The 18,349-nt window shown below is 63.1% G+C and carries 16 protein-coding genes; 8 read left to right on the top strand and 8 right to left on the bottom strand.

Annotation, left to right across the window (positions count from 1 at the left end):
* Nucleotides 1-9: 9 nt before the first annotated feature.
* The 5 genes from DM807_RS04465 to DM807_RS04485 all read right to left on the bottom strand — a co-directional run bounded on the left by DM807_RS04465 (nt 10) and on the right by DM807_RS04485 (nt 6,855).
* On the bottom strand, nt 10-1,257 hold the full coding sequence (locus DM807_RS04465) for an ABC transporter permease (protein ID WP_012270210.1): 1,248 nt from the start codon (nt 1,255-1,257) through the stop codon (nt 10-12).
* 66 nt (nt 1,258-1,323) lie between these two features.
* Entirely contained in the window at nt 1,324-2,358 is a 1,035-nt protein-coding gene (locus DM807_RS04470; RefSeq protein ID WP_012270209.1) for an ABC transporter substrate-binding protein, read from the bottom strand.
* Between the two features lie 40 nt (nt 2,359-2,398).
* Entirely contained in the window at nt 2,399-3,523 is a 1,125-nt protein-coding gene (locus DM807_RS04475; protein ID WP_012270208.1) for an ABC transporter ATP-binding protein, read from the bottom strand.
* A gap of 304 nt (nt 3,524-3,827) precedes the next feature.
* The gene (locus tag DM807_RS04480) at nt 3,828-4,457 is read right to left on the bottom strand and encodes a response regulator (RefSeq protein WP_179027084.1); all 630 of its coding nucleotides are present in this window, start codon (nt 4,455-4,457) and stop codon (nt 3,828-3,830) included.
* 10 nt (nt 4,458-4,467) lie between these two features.
* Complete coding sequence (locus DM807_RS04485) at nt 4,468-6,855, bottom strand: PAS domain-containing sensor histidine kinase (RefSeq protein WP_060494200.1); 2,388 nt, start codon at nt 6,853-6,855, stop codon at nt 4,468-4,470.
* A gap of 95 nt (nt 6,856-6,950) precedes the next feature.
* On the opposite strand from DM807_RS04485, the gene DM807_RS04490 reads away from it, so the two are divergent.
* Entirely contained in the window at nt 6,951-7,949 is a 999-nt protein-coding gene (locus tag DM807_RS04490; RefSeq protein ID WP_179027085.1) for an alpha/beta hydrolase family protein, read from the top strand.
* 101 nt (nt 7,950-8,050) lie between these two features.
* Here DM807_RS04490 and DM807_RS04495 read toward each other — a convergent pair whose 3' ends face one another.
* From DM807_RS04495 to DM807_RS04505, 3 genes are read right to left on the bottom strand one after another with little or no spacing between them, the layout of a single operon-like run.
* Complete coding sequence (locus DM807_RS04495) at nt 8,051-8,818, bottom strand: TerB family tellurite resistance protein (RefSeq protein WP_012270205.1); 768 nt, start codon at nt 8,816-8,818, stop codon at nt 8,051-8,053.
* Nucleotide 8,819: 1 nt separating this feature from the next.
* The gene (gene murU / locus DM807_RS04500) at nt 8,820-9,491 is read right to left on the bottom strand and encodes an N-acetylmuramate alpha-1-phosphate uridylyltransferase MurU (protein WP_060494198.1); all 672 of its coding nucleotides are present in this window, start codon (nt 9,489-9,491) and stop codon (nt 8,820-8,822) included.
* Nucleotides 9,488-10,507, bottom strand: coding sequence for an aminoglycoside phosphotransferase family protein (locus tag DM807_RS04505; protein ID WP_012270203.1), 1,020 nt, complete (start codon nt 10,505-10,507; stop codon nt 9,488-9,490). Before DM807_RS04505 ends, murU begins: the two co-directional genes overlap by 4 nt.
* 130 nt (nt 10,508-10,637) lie before the next feature.
* Between DM807_RS04505 and DM807_RS04510 the strand changes: the two genes are divergently transcribed.
* From DM807_RS04510 to glpE, 7 genes are all read left to right on the top strand, one after another.
* On the top strand, nt 10,638-13,445 hold the full coding sequence (locus DM807_RS04510; protein ID WP_179027086.1) for an LPS-assembly protein LptD: 2,808 nt from the start codon (nt 10,638-10,640) through the stop codon (nt 13,443-13,445).
* Complete coding sequence (gene surA, locus DM807_RS04515; RefSeq protein WP_041166352.1) at nt 13,426-14,745, top strand: peptidylprolyl isomerase SurA; 1,320 nt, start codon at nt 13,426-13,428, stop codon at nt 14,743-14,745. The genes DM807_RS04510 and surA overlap by 20 nt, the downstream gene beginning before the upstream one ends.
* Nucleotides 14,742-15,731 (top strand): 4-hydroxythreonine-4-phosphate dehydrogenase PdxA, encoded by a 990-nt coding sequence (gene pdxA, locus DM807_RS04520; RefSeq protein WP_179027087.1) that lies wholly within the window; start codon nt 14,742-14,744, stop codon nt 15,729-15,731. The genes surA and pdxA overlap by 4 nt, the downstream gene beginning before the upstream one ends.
* Nucleotides 15,728-16,528: a 16S rRNA (adenine(1518)-N(6)/adenine(1519)-N(6))-dimethyltransferase RsmA gene (gene rsmA, locus DM807_RS04525; RefSeq protein WP_012270199.1), complete on the top strand. Its 801-nt coding sequence runs from the start codon at nt 15,728-15,730 to the stop codon at nt 16,526-16,528. The genes pdxA and rsmA overlap by 4 nt, the downstream gene beginning before the upstream one ends.
* Nucleotides 16,529-16,673: 145 nt before the next feature.
* Nucleotides 16,674-17,054: a Co2+/Mg2+ efflux protein ApaG gene (apaG, locus tag DM807_RS04530; RefSeq protein ID WP_012270198.1), complete on the top strand. Its 381-nt coding sequence runs from the start codon at nt 16,674-16,676 to the stop codon at nt 17,052-17,054.
* Nucleotides 17,054-17,920 carry a symmetrical bis(5'-nucleosyl)-tetraphosphatase gene (locus DM807_RS04535; protein WP_012270197.1) on the top strand — a complete coding sequence of 289 codons (867 nt, stop codon included), beginning with the start codon at nt 17,054-17,056 and terminating at the stop codon, nt 17,918-17,920. Before apaG ends, DM807_RS04535 begins: the two co-directional genes overlap by 1 nt.
* A 14-nt stretch (nt 17,921-17,934) precedes the next feature.
* Nucleotides 17,935-18,267 carry a thiosulfate sulfurtransferase GlpE gene (glpE, locus tag DM807_RS04540; protein ID WP_060494195.1) on the top strand — a complete coding sequence of 111 codons (333 nt, stop codon included), beginning with the start codon at nt 17,935-17,937 and terminating at the stop codon, nt 18,265-18,267.
* Nucleotides 18,268-18,349: the final 82 nt, after the last annotated feature.

Genomic DNA, 18,349 nt, shown 5'->3' on the forward strand with positions numbered 1-18,349 from the left:
ACAGGCTCCTCAGCTCAGGCGCAGGCGGCTGGCGCCGACCAGCCAGCTATAGATCAAGTACAACAGCACAGTCGCCAGCAGCAGCAGCCCGCCCAGCGCGGTGGCCATGCCCCAGTTGATGCTGGTGTTGGTATAGAAAGCGACGAAGTAGCTGACCATCTGGTCGTTCGGGCTGCCGAGCAGCGCCGGGGTGATGTAGTAGCCGATGGCCAGGATGAACACCAGCAGGCACCCCGCGCCAACGCCGGCATAGGTCTGCGGGAAGTACACCCGCCAGAAGCTGGCGAACGGGTGGCACCCCAGCGAGATCGCCGCGCGCATATAGCTGGGCGAAATGCCCTTCATCACGCTGTACAGCGGCAGAATCATGAACGGCAGCAGAATGTGCACCATGGAGATGTACACACCGGTGCGGTTGAACACCAGTTCCAGCGGCTGGTCGATGATGCCCATGGCCATCAGCGCACTGTTGATCAGGCCGCCCGACTGCAGCAGCACGATCCACGCCGCCACCCGCACCAGGATCGAGGTCCAGAACGGCAGCAGTACCAAGATCATCAGCAGGTTGCTCTGGCGGGTCGGCAGGTTGGCCAACAGGTAGGCCAACGGATAGGCCAGCACAAGGCAGATGGCGGTAATCACCACACCCATCCACAGGGTGCGGGCGAAGATATCCAGGTAAATGGCCTGGTCCGGGGTGGCCTTGGCCAGTTCGCCAAGGTCGTCGATACGGTGGTCGACAGAGGCCAGCAGGTAAAAAGAAGTCACCGAACTGGTATTGCGGCGTATGGCCTGCCAGTAGGCCGGGTCGCCCCAACGCTCGTCAACGGCCTGCAGAGCGTCTTTGTAAGAGGCAGGCTCAGCCTTGAATGGCAGTGCCCGGGCTGTCTTGGTCAACAAGCTGCGGTAGCCAGCCAGCTCCATGTTCAAGCGCTTGGAAAGGTCGCCAAGGGTCTGGTTCTTGCGCGATTCGGCCAGGTCCTGGCTCAGTGCCTTGTACACATCCTCGCCCGGCAGGCTCTTGCCGTCCCACTGGGTGATGATGTCTACCGTGCGTGGCAAGCCACCGACCACTTCCGGGTTGCCGACGCTCTTGTACAGCAGCGCCGCGATCGGCACCAGGAACACCAGCAGAAGAAACAGCGCCAACGGCGCGATCAACGCCTGCGCCTTCCAGCGGTTGACCCGCTCAGCGTGTTTGAGGCGCTGCTTGAGACTTGGACCTGCGCCTTCTTTTAGGGGCACTGCAATGGCCATGGCGAACTCCGCGAAACAGGGAAACGGGGAGCGCGGACCCAGCGGCCAGCGCCCCTTTGATGCGCCTTACTTCTTCGCCGCCCAGGCGTTGAAGCGTTGCTCCAGCTGCTCGCTGTTGTCAGCCCAGAAGGCCACATCGATCTGCACCTGGTTGGCGATGTTTTCAGGCGTGGTCGGCATGTCCTTCTTCACGTCTTCCGACAGCAAGCTCACGGCCTTGGCGTTGGCCGGGCCGTAGGCGATGTTCTCGGAGTAGATCTTCTGCTGCTCGGGTTTGACGCTATAGGCAATGAATTTCTTCGCTTCTTCGGCGTTCTTGGCACCTTTAGGAATCGCCCAGGCATCAAAGTCGTAGATACCGCCGTTCCACACCACTTTGAGGTTGCTTTCCTTCTGCACAGCGGCAATACGGCCGTTGTAGGCAGAACTCATGACCACGTCACCGGAGGCCAGGAACTGCGGTGGCTGCGCGCCAGCTTCCCACCACTGGATGTTGGGCTTGAGTTCATCGAGCTTCTTGAAGGCGCGGTCCTGGCCTTCCTTGGTGGCCAGCACTTTGTAGACGTCCTTGGGCGCAACGCCATCGGCCATCAGTGCGAATTCCATCGTGTACTTGGCGCCCTTGCGCAGGCCACGCTTGCCCGGGAACTGCTTGGTGTCCCAGAAGTCGGCCCAGCTGGTGGGGGCGGTCTTGAGCTTGTCGGCGTTGTAGGCCATGACCGTGGACCATACGAAGAAGCCTACGCCGCAAGGCTGGATGGCCCCAGGTACATAGTCGGCGTCATCGCCGAACAGTGCCGGGTCGAGTTCTTCGAACATGCCCTCATCGCAACCGCGCGCCAACTCCGGCGACTCGACCTCTACCAGGTTCCACGACACGCTCTTGGTGTCGACCATCGCCTTGACCTTGGCCATTTCGCCGTTGTACTCGCCTGCGACGATCTTGCCATTACCCGCCTTTTCCCATGGCTCGTAGAACGCTTTGACCTGGGCAGCCTTGTTGGCGCCCCCGAACGAGATCACGGTGAGGTCTGCGGCCATGGCCTGGCCAGCGGCGAACAGCCCCAGGGCCAGGGCGGTCAGTTTCAACTGCTTGCGCATTATTATTCTCTCCACAGTACAGGGTTGGTGAAGCAATCCATCAATGGGCTTCGGCAATCGGATCGAGCGCGCGGGCGTGCTCCACCTCCCAGCCCAGCGGTACCACATCGCCCACGGCCAATGCCGGGTCGAGCTCGGCAATCGGCTGTTTCACGAAGAAGTCGCCCTTGCCGCAAACTTCCAGGCGCACCCGCACGTGGTCGCCCAGGTAAATGAACTCGGCCACCCGGCCAGAGAAGCGGTTGACGCAGCTTTCGCTGTGGCCGTTCAGGCGCACACGCTCCGGGCGAATCGACAGGGTTACCGGCTCGCCGGCCTGGCCGACGTTCACCGCCAGCGCCTCGACCCGTTCACCGCGCGGCAACTGCACCTGGCAGCGTTTGCCATCGCTGGCCAGCAGGGTGCCGTTGATGCGGTTGTTTTCGCCGATGAAGTTGGCGACGAAGGTATTGCAGGGCTCTTCATACAGCGTGCGCGGGTCGGCAATCTGCTGGATTTCGCCCTGGTGGAACACCGCCACGCGGTCGGACATGGTCAGCGCTTCGCCCTGGTCGTGGGTCACGTACACCACGGTCACACCCAGGCGCTGGTGAATGTGCTTGATCTCCATCTGCATGTGTTCACGCAGCTGCTTGTCCAGCGCACCGAGCGGTTCGTCCATCAGCACCAGCTGCGGCTCGAACACCAGCGCCCGGGCCAGCGCCACTCGCTGCTGCTGGCCGCCGGACAGCTGGCCGGGGTAGCGCTTGGCGAAGGCATCGAGCTGGACCATGTTCAGCACGCGCTTGACCCGCTCGCTGATGTCGGTCTTGCTCAGGTTGCGCACGGTCAGCGGAAAGGCCAGGTTCTCGGCCACGGTCATATGCGGGAACAGCGCGTAGTTCTGGAACACCATGCCGATATCGCGCTTGTGCGGCGGCACGTTGTTGATCGAGCGCCCGGCCAGCTGGATTTCACCGGCGGTGGGGGTTTCGAAACCGGCCAGCATCATCAGGCTGGTGGTTTTACCGGAGCCGGACGGGCCAAGCAGGGTAAGGAACTCGCCCTTGCGGATATCCAGGTTGAGGTCTTTGACGATCAGCGACTCGCCGTCGTAGCTCTTCTGCACACCACGGAAGCTGACCAGCGTTTCGCTGGTTGCAGCGTTCGACTTCGCCTCGCTCATGCCTGCACCTTCTTGTTGGATGACTGCGTAGGCAAAAGAGTAGAAGAGGCGCAAGCGCCCGAAAATCGGGGGTGCTGAGAGAATGCCATCATCCGGATGGAAGATTCGCTGTAGGGATTGCCCTACAAAGATGACGCTTTCAGGACACTGCCGCAGTCCTTGCCGGAGCGGCCTTGTGCCGCGAAAGGGCTACGAAGCCCCCCCACAATTCAAGCGAAAGCGCTGAAACAAAGGGGCCGCTATGCGGCCCTTTCGCGACACAAGGCCGCTCTCACAAGGACCGCGAAACCACTCATTGTCGCAATCAGACCAGCTTGTGCTCCATGGCGTACTTCACCAGCTCCGCCAGCGAGTTCACCTTCAGTTTTTGCATCAAGCGCGCTTTGTGGGTGCTGATGGTCTTGCTCGACAGCGCCAGTTGCTGGGCAATGTCGTTGACGTTGGCGCCCTGAGCCAGGCGCTCGAACACCGAGAACTCCCGCTCCGACAGCAGCGTGTGCAATGGCCGAGACTCGGTCAGGCCCACTTCGAACACCATACGGTCGGCCAGCGACGGGTCGATATAACGCCCGCCACCCGCCACCCGGCGAATCGCGGTCAGCAACAGCGCCGGGTCGCTGTCCTTGGTGGCATAACCCGCCGCGCCAGCCTTCAACGCCCGCGCCGCCATCTGTGCCTCGTCGTGCATCGACAGCATCAGGATTGCCGGAGCGTCGTGCAACGCACGGATCCGCGGGATCGCTTCCAGCCCATTCACCCCCGGCATCGAGATATCCAGCAACACCACCTCGCACGGCGTGTGCCGCAGGGCTTCGAGCAACTGCTCGCCATTACCGGCCTCCCCCGCCACCTGCATGTCCTTGGCCAGGCCGATCAACTGCTTGATACCTTCACGGACAATGGTGTGGTCTTCGGCCACCAGCACTCGAATCACGCTCGCTCTCCTACTCCAACGGAATGGCCACGCTCAGGCTGGTGCCCTCGCCCGGTTGACTGTCCAGCGCCATGCTGCCACCCAACATCAGCACGCGCTCGCGCACACCCACCAGGCCAAACGAGGTGGGCCGGGGCTGGTCGCGGCAAAAGCCCTGGCCGTCGTCACTGACCGTCATGCGCAACTGACCGTCCTGGCGTACCAGCTCGATCTCCACGCTGTGCGCCTGGGCGTGACGCATCACGTTGGTCAGCGCCTCCTGCAGGATACGAAACAATCCAGTGGCCTTGGCATCGCTCAATGCTGGCAGATTATCCGGTACTTGCACCAGACAGGGGATTTGCGTGCGCGCCTCGAAGCGCCGCGCCTGCCATTCGATGGCCGAGGCAATGCCGGCATCGAGAATCGGCGGGCGCAAAGCGGTGGCCACATCGCGCACCAGCTGGAACAGCTGCGCGATCAGGCGCTTCATGCTGCTCAGGCGTTCGTTAAGGCCTGGGTCCAGCTCGGCGAATGCCAGCTCGCACATCGACACTTCCAGCTTGAGCACGGTCAGCATCTGCCCCAGTTCGTCGTGCACTTCCCGGGCGATACGGGCCTTTTCTTCTTCACGCACGCTCTCCAGGTGGGCCGACAGTTCGCGCAGCTGCTCCTGAGATTTCGCCAGGGCCAACTCTGCCCGCTTGCCTTGGGTGATGTCCCACACCACACCGTCCCACACCACCTGGCCGTTGCCCAGGCGCCGAGTACTGGCCTTGATGTCGGCCCAGCGCTGTTCACCCTGGCGAGTGAGGATGCGCCCCTGCCAGGACCAGTCCTGGTCGCTGGCCAGGGCCAGGTCCTGTACCCGATGGTAATCGGCGCGGTCCTCGGGGTGCACCAGGTTGCGCAGGCCCATCTGCGGGTGCTGAATCTCGCTGGGCGCATAGCCCACCAGGGCCTCGCTGCCCTCACTGATATAGGGGAACTCCAGGTCGCCCTCGGCCGGGTCGCGCTCCAGACGAAACACCAGCCCCGGCACGTTACCGGCAATGCCCTTGAGCCTTGCCTCGCTCTCGCGCAAGGCCGCCAGGGCGCGGTGGCGCTCGGTGACGTCGGCGAGATAGACCACCAGATATTCGGAATCACGAAAGCGCAGAAAACTCAGCGACAGCTCCACCGGCAGCACGCTGTGATCGGCCCGCCGGCACTGCGCCTCGAACTGGCCGGTACCCCCTGCCCCCGTACGCGCGCCCTTCCACAGCTCCAGCCAGCGGTCCATGTTCAGGCTTGGTTCGAAGGTACTCAGCGGCCGCTCCAGCAGCTCGCCCTCGGCATAACCCAGCATGCGCTCGGCAGCGTGGTTGGCGTAGCGCACGTGGCTGTCCCAATTGACCCAAAGGATACCCACCGTACTCTGGTCGATGGCGAACTGGCTCAAGCGCAACGCCTCTTCGCGCACCTGCCGTTCCACAAGGCTTTCTCGCGTGGCCAACAGGCTACGCTCCAGCTGGCGCTGCTGCCGGCGTTGCCATAGCAATGTGGCCAACGCGCACAGCAGCAGCATGCCGAACAACAAGGCCAGGTTCTGCCAGAAGCCCGGCGATTCACTCAGCCGTGGGTATTTGGGCTGTAACCAACGCTGGTGCAGTTGTTCCAGCTCCTTGGCTGGCAGCGCTTGCAAGCCACGCTCCAATACATCGGCCAACAGTGGCCAGTCGCGCCGGGAACCAATGCGCAGCAATTGCGGCAGGCCGATATCGCCGACCACTGCAAGCTCACTGAACTCGCTTTCGCGTGACAGACGGCTGAGCTGCGCTTCATCCAGCACCGCAAAGGCGGCCTGGCCGCCTACCACCAGTTGCAGGGCTTCACGCTCGTTGGGCACCCCCTGCAGGTTGAGGTTGCTGTAGTTGGCGCGCAGGTAGTCCGCCAGCTGGCTGGGCATGCGCACGGCCACCCGCTGTTCAGCTTCGAGTTTTTCCAGCTCCACGGCCATGGCCCCGGTGCGCGGCCCCACCACCAGTTGCGGCACACGCATGTATGGGTCGCTGAACAACCACAGGCGCAGGCTGGCCGGCGTCTGCGTAAGCCCAGGGGCGAAGTCGATTTCGCCGCTCTGCAGGGCATGTTCCAGGCTGGCCTGGTCGCTGAAGTTGCGCCAGGTGAGGTCCAGCCGCAACGCCTGCGCCAGGCTGCTCACCAGCTCTACGTTGGCCCCGTACAGTTGCTGCAAGCGCCGGTCGAACTGGGCGTACGGCACCTGCAGCACCAGGCCCACCCGCAGGCTGCGATGGGTATCCAGCCACTGCTGCTGAGCGGGCTCCAATACCACGGCGGGCGGCGCCTCGGGCCTGGCCAATGCAATCAAGGGCAGCCACAAACAGCCGATAACCAACAGGCGACGCACTCGCTTCATCTACACGCTCGTCTTGGCAAAGGCGGCCATGCAGCATGGCCGTCACGGGCAAATACTATTAGGCTGCCGGTATCATTCTGGCCTTGGGTTGACGCATGTCCACACTTTATCGCACGGGGCTGGCAGTGTGCTGCCTGGCTTCGCTCCTTCCACTCGGTGCCTTGGCCGCCGACGCCGAAAAACCACGCGCGACTACCGCGACGCCTGCTGCCGAGCCCCCACGCCCGCCCTTGCTGGAGCGCAGCCAGGAGGATGCCCAGGCGCTCGAAAGGCTGGTGCCCAAGGCCGAACAGCAGACCCTGCAGGCGGGCGCCGACAGCTTCCTGGCCCTGTGGAAGCCGGCCAACGACAGCGACCCGCAAGGGGCGGTGATCATTGTTCCCGGTGCTGGCGAAACGGCCGACTGGCCCAATGCAGTTGGCCCGCTGCGGCAAAAATTCCCTGATGTCGGCTGGCACAGCCTGAGCGTCAGCCTGCCAGATCTGCTCGCCGACAGCCCCCAGGCGAGGGTCGAAGCCAAACCCGCTGCCGAGCCAGAAAAAGCCAAGGGCGAAAGTGCGCCGGCCAAGGATGTACCTGCCGACGCCAATGCCAATATCGCCCAAGCCACCGCGGCCGATGCCGACGCGGCGCAAAACACTGACGCCGAACAGGCCAGCGAACAGGCCGACCCAGCCGACGCCGAGCGCATTTTCGCCCGCCTGGACGCCGCAGTGGCGTTTGCCCAGCAGCACAACGCACGCAGCATCGTGCTGATCGGCCATGGCAGCGGCGCGTACTGGGCGGCCCGCTACCTGAGCGAGAAGCAACCGCCGCAGGTACAGAAACTGGTGATGGTCGCCGCACAGACACCGGCTCGCGTGGAGCATGACCTGGAGAGCCTGGCGCCAACCTTGAAGGTGCCGACTGCCGATATCTACTACGTTACCCGCAGCCAGGACCGCAATGCAGCCGAGCAGCGCCTGCAGGCCAGCAAACGGCAGAAAGACAGCCAGTACCGGCAGTTGTCGCTGATTGCCATGCCGGGCAACAAGGCTGCGGAGCAAGAGCAGTTGTTCCGCCGCGTGCGAGGATGGATGAGCCCGCAGGGTTGAGCTGAAATCGACGGGGGTGCTTCGCCCCCCTTTCGCGGCGCGAGGCCGCACAAGTGTGGGAGCGGCCTTGTGTCGCGATGGGCGGCAAAGCGGCCCCGTTTTTACAGCCCCCGCCGCTTGCGGATCATGGCATACGCCTGATGCAACTCACGGGTACGCTCGGTCGCTTCACGCACCTGCGCGTCGCTGGCACCGGTACCCGCCAGTTTGTCCGGGTGATGCCGACTGACAAGCCGACGATACGCCTGCTTGACCTTGTCACTATCGGTATCCGCCTCCACCGCCAGCAAGCGCAACGCTGCCGCATAGGTCATGGGGACGCCTTCGGCTGCCGTCGCCTTGCGCGGCTCGTACTCCAGCGACATGGCCTGCACCTGGCGCCTGCTCATGCCCAGCTTCTGCCCCCAGTCCAGCAACAACTCACGCTCCTTGTTGCCCATCTTGCCGTCGGCCCAAACCATGCGCCAACAGGCACGCAAGGTGCCTTCCGCGGCATGCGGCTGCTGGCGGATACGCCGCAGGTGCCCGCCCAGCCGGTCCTTGCCTGCCTTGCCGCGGTTGAACGCATTGATAGCGCGCAGCCGGGCTGCCTCGGCCAGGTCCAGGCGCACCATTTCCTGACGCGCCTGCTGGATATGCAGCTCACCCACCCGACCATCGCACTTGGCCAGGCGCCCGAGCATCACGAACAGCAACTCGTCGTCGCGCAAGGCCGAGCGCCCGCCCAGGCGTTCGCGCATATCGTCCCAGCCTTGCAAGCGCAGCCGGCGGTCCATGGCCTGCCCAAGCAGCGCACCGAGCAAGGCACCCGGTATGCTCGCGACAGCAAAGCCGGCACCTACACCAATCACCGTGCCTGGCCACCACATGTCAGGCGCGCTCGCCAATCAAACGCTCAACCTCGGCCAGGCGTTCGAGCGTACCGACATCCACCCAGTGCCCACGGTAGTGTTCGCCAGAGACCTTGCCGGCCGTCATGGCCTGGCGCAGCAACGGTGCCAGCTTGAAGGCGCCCGCCTGGCAACCATCGAACAACGCCGGGTGCAGCAGCGAAATGCCACTGAACGTCAAGGTGCCCGGCGCGTCGTCACCATCGACCACCCGCTCACCCACCAGACGGAAGTCACCGCGCCCGTGATGGCCAGGGTTGTCGACCAGCACCAGGTGAGCCAGGCCTTGCAGGGGAGCCTGCAGACGCGCGAAATCGTAATCGGTCCAGACATCGCCGTTCACCAACAGGAAAGGCGCATCACCCAGCAAAGGCAGGGCCTTGAAGATGCCGCCGCCGGTTTCCAGCGGCTCACCTTCAGGTGAATAGCGGATGTTCAGGCCGAAGCGGCTGCCGTCACCCAGATGGTCTTCGATCTGCTGGCCGAGCCAGGCGTGGTTTATCACCACGTCAGTGACGCCCGCTGCCGCCAGGGCGCGCAGGTGGTATTCGATCAGCGGCTGGCCGGCGACCGGGACCAACGGTTTGGGGGTGTGCAGGGTCAGCGGGCGCATGCGCTCGCCCTTGCCCGCTGCCAGGATCATTGCCTTCATGCACGCGCTCCGGCCTGCAACTGCGCAATCAGCTCACCCAGCTCCGCCAATTCGGGCCGGCGACCGATCACTTCATTTATATAGGCGAAGAAACGCGGCACGTCGCCCAGGTAACGCGGTTTGCCGTCGCGGTGGCAGATACGGGCGAAGATGCCGATCACCTTCAGGTGGCGCTGCACGCCCATCAGGTCACTGGCGCGCTGGAAAGCTTCGAACTCAGCGTGCACCGGGATGCCGGCAACCTGCGCCTGCTGCCAGTAGTCACGCAGCCAGGTCTCGACCCGCGCCTGCGGCCAACTGACAAAGGCATCCTTGAACAGGCAGGTGATGTCGTAGGTGACCGGGCCATACACCGCATCCTGGAAATCCAGCACACCGGGGTTTGGGGTGCTCTGCATCAGGTTGCGCGGCATGTAGTCACGGTGCACCAGCACCTTGGGCTGGGCCAGGGCACTGTCGATCAGCAGCTGGCTGACGCGCTGCCAGGTGGCTTTCTGCGCTTCGCTCAAGGCCAGGCCAAGCTCACGCCCCACGTACCATTCGGGGAACAGCTCCACTTCGCGGCGCAGCAGGGCATCGTCGTAGCTGGGCAGCGGGGCGTCCATCGGCAAACGCTGGAATTTCAAAAGCGCATCGATGGCATCGGCGAACAGGCCATCGGCGTTGTCGGCATTGATGATGTCAAGGTATGTCTGAGTGCCGAGATCCCCAAGCAGCAGGAAGCCACGTTCCAGGTCCTGGGCGTGGATCAGCGGCACATGCACGTCGGCGCTGGCCAGCAGGTGGTCAATGGCGACGAACGGTCGGCAGTTTTCCTGCGGGGGTGGCGCATCCATGATCACGAAGCTGTGGCCAGCCCCCTGCCAGCGGAAGTAGCGGCGAAAGCTCGCGTCGCTGCTGGCAGACGTCAAGCTGCCTGCAGGCACTTCGCCCCAGGCATTGTTGCGGAAAAGTTCATTGAGCTGCTCTTCGAGCCAGACCGTCAGTTGTTGCAGGCGTACATCGTGTTCAGGCATTACAAGGGTCTCCGACGGCCCTAGCCGTCAAGCGGGTCATGCTTTATTATCCAGCATCTTTTTCAGACCATCGAGAGGCGTGCGGCCCCACACGCGGGCAGATGGCACGCAGGAAGCCCGGACTAATAAGATGGCATTGAAATCCCCCGCGTTTCGTAGAAAGTTTCCGTTGCTGGTAACCGGCGGTCTGCTGGCCCTGCAACCTCTGGCCACCTCATATGCAGTGGCAGCCGAACAGTTCGACTGCCAAGTGTCCGCCGCCGGTGGCTGGGACTGCAAGCCCAAGGCCCCAGTCAACAACCTGCCGCCACGCCCGGTGCACGAAGGTGCGGCCGTCAGCTCCGGCACTGAAGCCGCCAGCGAAGGCGAAACCGCGGACCGGCCGATGCTGGTTACCGAGGCCAAGGGCCGTGCCCTGAAGTCGCGCAGCGAAGACTACAGCCACCTGGACTGGGTGCCGCGTGAAAAGCTCACCGCCGCGCAGCTGGCCGAAACCGGCCCGTACTGCGGTGGCGCCTATGTCGAGCCAACCCGCCCGGGCATGGCCGACACCACGCCGAAGGATGAGTCGCCGACCTACATCAACGCCAAGGTATCCAAGTACCAGCAGGAGCAGCAGATCGCTACCCTCGCCGGCGACGTGGTGATGCGCCAGGGCAGCATGCAGGCCGAGGCCGACGAGGCCAACCTCTACCAGACCGAAAACCGTGGCGAGCTCAAGGGCAACGTCAAGATCCGTGACAACGGGTCGTTGGTGGTCGGTGACGAGGCGCAAATCCAGCTCGACACCGGCGAAGCCCAGGTCGACAACGCCGAATACGTGATGCACAAGTCGCACATCCGCGGCAGTGCCCTGTACGCCAAGCGTGGCGAGAACGCCATCATCCGCCTCAAGGACGGTACGTACACCACCTGCGAACCGGGCAGCAACGCCTGGCAGCTGAAGGGCAACAACATCACCCTGAACCCGGCCACCGGCTTCGGTACCGCGACCAACGTTACGCTGCGGGTCAAGGATTTCCCGGTGTTCTACACACCGTACATCTACTTCCCGATCGACGACCGTCGCCAGTCCGGCTTCCTGCCGCCATCGTTCAGCACCAGCAGCGACACCGGCTTCATGCTGGTCACGCCGTACTACTTCAACCTGGCGCCGAACTATGACGCCACGTTGTACCCGCGTTACATGGCCAAGCGCGGCCTGCTGATGGAAGGCGAGTTCCGCTACCTGACGCCTTCGAGCGAAGGCCAGTTCGGCGGTGCGTACCTGAACGACAAGGACGATGATCGTAAACTCCAGACGGATTACGAAGATCAGCGCTGGATGGTCAACTGGCAGCACAAGGGTGGCCTGGACGAGCGCCTGATGGCCGAGGTCGACTACACCGACATCAGCGACCCGTTCTACTTCCAGGACCTGGAGTCTGATCAGATCGGTGTGGAAAGCCGTGACCTGCTGAACCAGCAGGGTGCTTTGACCTATCGTGGCGACAGCTACACCGCGCGTTTGAACGTGCATGCCTACGAAATGGCCACTATCTCGCAGATCACGCCGTATGATCGTCTGCCGCAAGTCACCCTCAACGGTATGCTGCCGTACCACCCGGGTGGTTTCGACTTCAGTTACGACACCGAAGCCGTGCGCTTTGATCGCGACCTGAAGACTGGTCCGGTCTTCAACAAGGATGGGGTGCTTGACACCACCGCCGGTACCAATGGTCAACGTCTTGATGAGAACATCTTCGGTCTCGCAAGGGCTAACGGTACCCGCCTCAACGTTGCACCCTCTATCAGCTTACCGATGGATGCCAGCTATGGTTACCTCAAACCTAAGCTGACTTACATGTACACCCATTACGACCTGGACCTGGATAGCGAAGGCAAAAGCGACCTGGCCAATGCCTCGCAAGCCACCCGCGACCTACGCGGTGATTTCTCGAGCACCCAGAACCGCGATATCCCGATCTTCAGTGTCGACAGCGGCTTGTACTTTGACCGCAACACATCTCTGTTCGGTACGAACTACAAGCAGACCCTCGAACCGCGCCTGTTCTATCTCTATGTTCCGTACAAGGATCAGATGGACATTCCGCTGTTCGACTCAGGCGAAAGTCTGTTCAGCTATGACTCGTTGTTCCGCGAGAACCGCTTCAGTGGCACAGACCGCATCGGGGACGAGAACAAACTTTCGCTGGGGGTAACCACCCGCTGGATCGAAGAAAACGGCTTCGAACGCCAGAACTTCAGCATTGGCCAGGCGTACTACTTCAAGGACCGCAAGGTCCAGCTGCCAGGTATCGACTACCGTACCCGCAAAGACTCGCAGTCCGACGTTTCTCCATACGCGCTGATGTACAACTACTTCTTCAACCGCGACTGGCGCTTCAACTCGGACTTCAACTGGGACCCAGACAGCCGCAGCACCCGCTCGGGCAGCGCGATGTTCCACTACCAGCCTGAAGACAACCCGAACAAGGTGGTCAACCTCGGTTATCGCTACCGTAACGACACCATTGCCTACGACTCCCAGACCGGTACTTGGAAAGTGGGCGGTGGCGACTACGGCACCCCAGGTAGCCCGAACTACATCAAGGACTACTACAAGATCCAGCAGCATGACTTCTCGGTCATCTGGCCGATCGTTCCGCAGTGGAGCGTCATCGCTCGCTGGCAGCATGACTACAACCGCAACCGCACCCTGGAAGCCATGGGCGGTTTCGAGTACGACAACTGCTGCTGGAAGCTGCGCCTGATCAACCGCTACTGGATCGATTACGACGACTTCAGCCAAGCCCTCCCGGCGAACGAAAAAGGCGACCACGGTGTCTTCCTTCAGATCGTCCTGAAAGGCCTCGGTGGCGTAGTTGGCAACAAGGTCGAGTCTTTCCTCGACCAAGGCATTCAAGGTTACCGTGAACGTGAAGACCAAGCTTATTGATCGTCTGCGCCCAGTGTTGCTGGGCGCCGCTTTGCTGAGTGGCGCGGTGCATGCCGCGGTACAACCTCTTGATCGCGTGGTGGCCATCGTCGACAACGACGTGGTCATGCAAAGCCAGCTGGACCAGCGCGTCCACGAGGTGCAGCAAACCATCGCCAAGCGTGGCGGCGGTGTGCCACCTACTGGCGCCCTGGAACAGCAGGTACTGGAACGCCTGATCGTCGAGAACCTGCAACTGCAGATCGGCGAGCGCTCCGGCATCCGCATCACCGACGAGGAACTGAACCAGGCCATCGGCACCATCGCCCAGCGCAATGGCATGTCGCTGGACCAGTTCCGCGCCGCCCTGGCCCATGACGGCCTGTCGTTCGACGACGCTCGCGAGCAGGTCAAGCGCGAGATGATCATCAGCCGTGTGCGCCAGCGCCGCGTGGCCGAGCGTATCCAGGTGTCGGAGCAGGAAGTGAAGAACTTCCTCAACTCCGACATGGGCAAGATGCAGATGTCGGAAGAGTACCGCCTGGCCAACATCCTCATCCCTACCCCGGAAGCCGCCAACTCGGATGATATCCAGAAGGCTGCGCGCAAGGTCGGTGACGTGTACCAGCAGCTGCGCCAGGGCGCCGACTTCGGCCAGATGGCGATTGCCAACTCGGCCAGCGAAAACGCCCTGGAAGGCGGCGAGATGGGCTGGCGTAAAGCCGGCCAGCTGCCACCTGACTTCGCCAAGATGCTCAGCAGCATGCCGGTGGGTGAGATCACCCAGCCCATTCGTATCCCCAACGGCTTCATCATCCTCAAGCTGGAGGAGAAGCGCGGTGGCAGCGAGAACGTGCTGCGTGACGAAGTGCATGTACGCCACATCCTGATCAAGCCAAGCGAGATCCGCAGCGAAGCAGCCACCGAGCAACTGGCCGAGCGCCTGTACGACCGCATCAAGAACGGCGAAGATTTCGGCGAGCTGGCCAAGAGCTTCTCGGAAGACCCAGGTTCTGCGCTCAACGGCGGCGACCTCAACTGGGTAGACCCGAACAGCCTGGTACCGGAGTTCCGTGAACAGATGGCCAACGCCCAGCAAGGCGTCGTGACCAAACCGTTCAAAACCCAGTACGGCTGGCACGTTCTGGAAGTGCTGGGCCGCCGCGCCACCGACAGCACTGAGCAGGCACGTGAGCAACAGGCCCTGAGCGTACTGCGCAACCGCAAGTACGACGAAGAGCTGCAAACCTGGCTGCGCCAGATTCGCGACGAAGCCTACGTTGAAATCAAGCTGCCTGGCGCTGACCAGGCCGCCCAGTGAAGCCCCTGCGCTTCGCCGTCACGCCCGGCGAGCCGGCCGGCATAGGTCCCGACCTGTGCCTGCTGCTCGCCGCAGACGCCCAGCCTCATCCCCTGATCGCCATCACCAGCCGTGACCTGCTCGCCGTGCGGGCCACGCAGCTGGGGCTGGCCGTCAACCTGCTGTCAGTAGCCCCAGGCCAATGGCCTGAGCAGCCGGCGCCAGCCGGTAGCCTGTACGTTTGGGATACCCCCCTGGCAGCGCCCGTAACATCAGGCCATCTCGACAAAGCCAACGCCGCGTTCGTGCTGGAAACCCTGACCCGCGCGGGCAAAGGCTGCCTGGACGGGCACTTCGCCGGGATGATCACCGCCCCGGTGCACAAGGGTGTGATCAATGAAAGCGGTATCGCCTTTTCCGGGCATACCGAGTTCCTTGCCGAACTGACCCATACCGCGCAAGTGGTGATGATGCTGGCGACCCGTGGCCTGCGCGTGGCGCTTGTAACCACGCACCTGCCGCTGCGTGATATTGCCGACGCCATCACAGCCGAGCGCATCGAACGTGTAACCCGTATCCTGCATGCCGACATGCGCGACAAGTTCGGCATTGCCAACCCGCGTATTCTGGTGTGTGGCCTCAACCCGCATGCGGGCGAGGGCGGCCACCTGGGCCGCGAGGAAATCGACATCATCGAGCCGACCCTGGCCCGCCTGCGCACCGAAGGCATGGACCTACGCGGGCCGCTGCCGGCCGATACCCTGTTTACCCCCAAATATCTGGAGCACTGCGATGCGGTGCTGGCGATGTACCACGACCAGGGCCTGCCGGTACTCAAGTACAAAGGCTTCGGCGCTGCAGTGAACGTGACCCTGGGCCTGCCGATCATCCGTACATCGGTCGATCACGGCACCGCCCTGGACCTGGCCGGCACCGGCAAGGTCGACACCGGCAGCCTTCGCGTCGCGCTGGAAACCGCCTACCAGATGGCCGAGAACCGACCATGAACGAGCAATACCAACACCGGGCGCGCAAGCGCTTCGGCCAGAACTTCCTGCACGACGCCGGCGTCATCGACCGCATCCTGCGTGCCATCAACGCCAAGGCCGGCGAACACCTGCTGGAAATCGGCCCGGGCCAGGGCGCCCTGACCGAAGGCCTGCTGGGCAGCGGCGCACAACTGGACGTGGTGGAGCTGGACAAGGACCTGGTACCGATCCTGCAGCACAAGTTCGCTGATCGCGGCAACTTCCGCCTGCACCAGGGCGACGCCCTGAAGTTCGACTTCAACCAGCTGGGCGTGCCGCCACGCAGCCTCAAGGTAGTGGGCAACCTGCCCTACAACATCTCCACCCCGCTGATCTTCCACCTGCTCAGCCATGCCGGGCTTATCCGCGACATGCACTTCATGCTGCAGAAGGAAGTGGTCGAGCGCATGGCAGCCGGCCCTGGCGGGGGTGACTGGGGGCGCCTGTCGATCATGGTGCAGTACCACTGCCGCGTGGAGCACCTGTTCAATGTCGGCCCTGGCGCCTTCAACCCACCGCCAAAAGTCGATTCAGCCATCGTCCGCCTGGTGCCGCACGAAGTGCTGCCCCACCCGGCCAAGGATGCGAAGCTGCTGGAGCAGGTGGTACGCGAGGCGTTCAACCAGCGTCGCAAAACCCTGCGCAACACCATGAAGGGCCTGCTCGACAGCGCGGCCATCGAGGCCGCTGGCGTGGATGGCAGCCTGCGTCCTGAACAGCTGGACCTGGCAGCCTTCGTGCGCCTGGCCGACCAACTGGCTGATCAGCAAGCCTGATATCACCTGTACCGAGCTCTTCGCGGTTAAACCCGCGAAGAGACCGGCACCGACAACAGAAAACCCCAAGCCCCTGCACCGCTGGCCCTCGCCCCTCCCAATGGCCTAGACTGCGTTATTGCGTCAGTTCGCCCAAGGCCCTTGCATGTCCGACCCCCGCTATCAAATCGACGTCAGCGTCGTGACCCGCTACCTGAAAGAACAATCCGACCCCGAAAACAGTCGTTTCGCTTTCGCCTACACCATTACCGTGCAGAACAACGGCTCGCTCAAAGCCAAGCTGCTGTCACGCCACTGGCTGATCACCAACGGTGACGGCGAAGTCGAGGAAGTGCGCGGTGCCGGCGTGGTCGGCCAACAGCCCAACATCGACCCGGGCCAGAGCCACACCTACAGCAGCGGCGCCGTCATCAGTACCCGCGTGGGCACCATGCAGGGCAGCTACCAGATGTTTGCCGAAGACGGTAAACGCTTCGACGCCGAGATCGCCCCGTTCCGCCTGGCGGTACCGGGGGCGCTGCACTGATGGCCACTTACGCCGTCGGCGACCTGCAGGGCTGCCTGCAGCCACTCAAGTGCCTGCTCGAGCGCGTCAGCTTCAACCCCGCCGTCGACCGCCTGTGGCTGGTCGGCGACCTGGTCAACCGCGGCCCCGAGTCACTGGAAACCCTGCGCTTCCTCTACTCGATCCGCCAGTCACTGGTCTGCGTGCTGGGCAACCATGACCTGCATCTGCTGGCCGCCTGGCACAACGTAGAGCGCCTCAAGAAAAGCGACACCCTGCGCGAAATCATCGAAGCGCCGGACGCCGACCCGCTGTTCGACTGGCTGCGCCAGCAGAAGCTGCTGCATTACGACGAGGCACGCGGCATCGCCATGGCCCACGCCGGCATTCCACCGCAGTGGACGCTCGGCCAGGCCCTTGGCTATGCGGCCGAGGTGGAAGAAGCGCTACGCGATGATAGCCGCCTGAAGCTCTACCTGGACGGCATGTACGGTAACGAGCCGAACAAGTGGAGCAAGAACCTCACCGGTGTCGAGCGCCTGCGGGTCATCACCAACTACCTCACGCGCATGCGCTTCTGCACCGCCGAGGGCAAGCTTGACCTCAAGAGCAAGGAAGGCCTGGGTACCGCGCCCAAGGGTTACAAGCCCTGGTTTGCACACAAGGGCCGTCGCTCGCGGCACGTGACAATCATCTTCGGCCACTGGGCCGCCCTCGAAGGCCGCGTCGACGAACCGGGCATCATTGCCCTGGACACCGGCTGCGTGTGGGGCGGCGCCATGACCCTGTACAACGTCGACAGTGGCGAATACCACCGCTGCGATTGCGCCGACGACGGCACCCTGCGCCAACCGGCACAACCCACTACACTCAACGACCACACCTGAAGGAAGTAGTACCCATGAGCGAATTCAAGCGCATCCCTCCCGAGCAGGCCTTGGAGCTTCGCAAGCAAGAAGGTGCGGTTGTCGTCGACATTCGCGACGCACAAGCCTTCGCTGCCGGCCATATCACCGGTGCCCGGCACCTGGATAACCATTCGGTCGCCGATTTCATCCGCGGCGCCGACCTCGACGCCCCGACCCTGGTGGTCTGCTATCACGGCAATTCCAGCCAGAGCGCTGCCGCCTACCTGGTCGGCCAGGGCTTCTCCGACGTTTACAGCGTGGACGGCGGCTTCGAACTGTGGCGCGCCACCTACCCGGCCGAGACCGCCCAAGGCGCCGCCGAATAATTTTTTCATTTTTCCCGCAGCCCGCGCCCCGTGCGGGCTGGCGGGTTATCTGACGAACGGTAGTTGGTAACTTCTGCCCTCC

The organism is Pseudomonas hunanensis (genome assembly GCF_013393325.1).
Classification (GTDB): domain Bacteria; phylum Pseudomonadota; class Gammaproteobacteria; order Pseudomonadales; family Pseudomonadaceae; genus Aquipseudomonas; species Aquipseudomonas putida_P.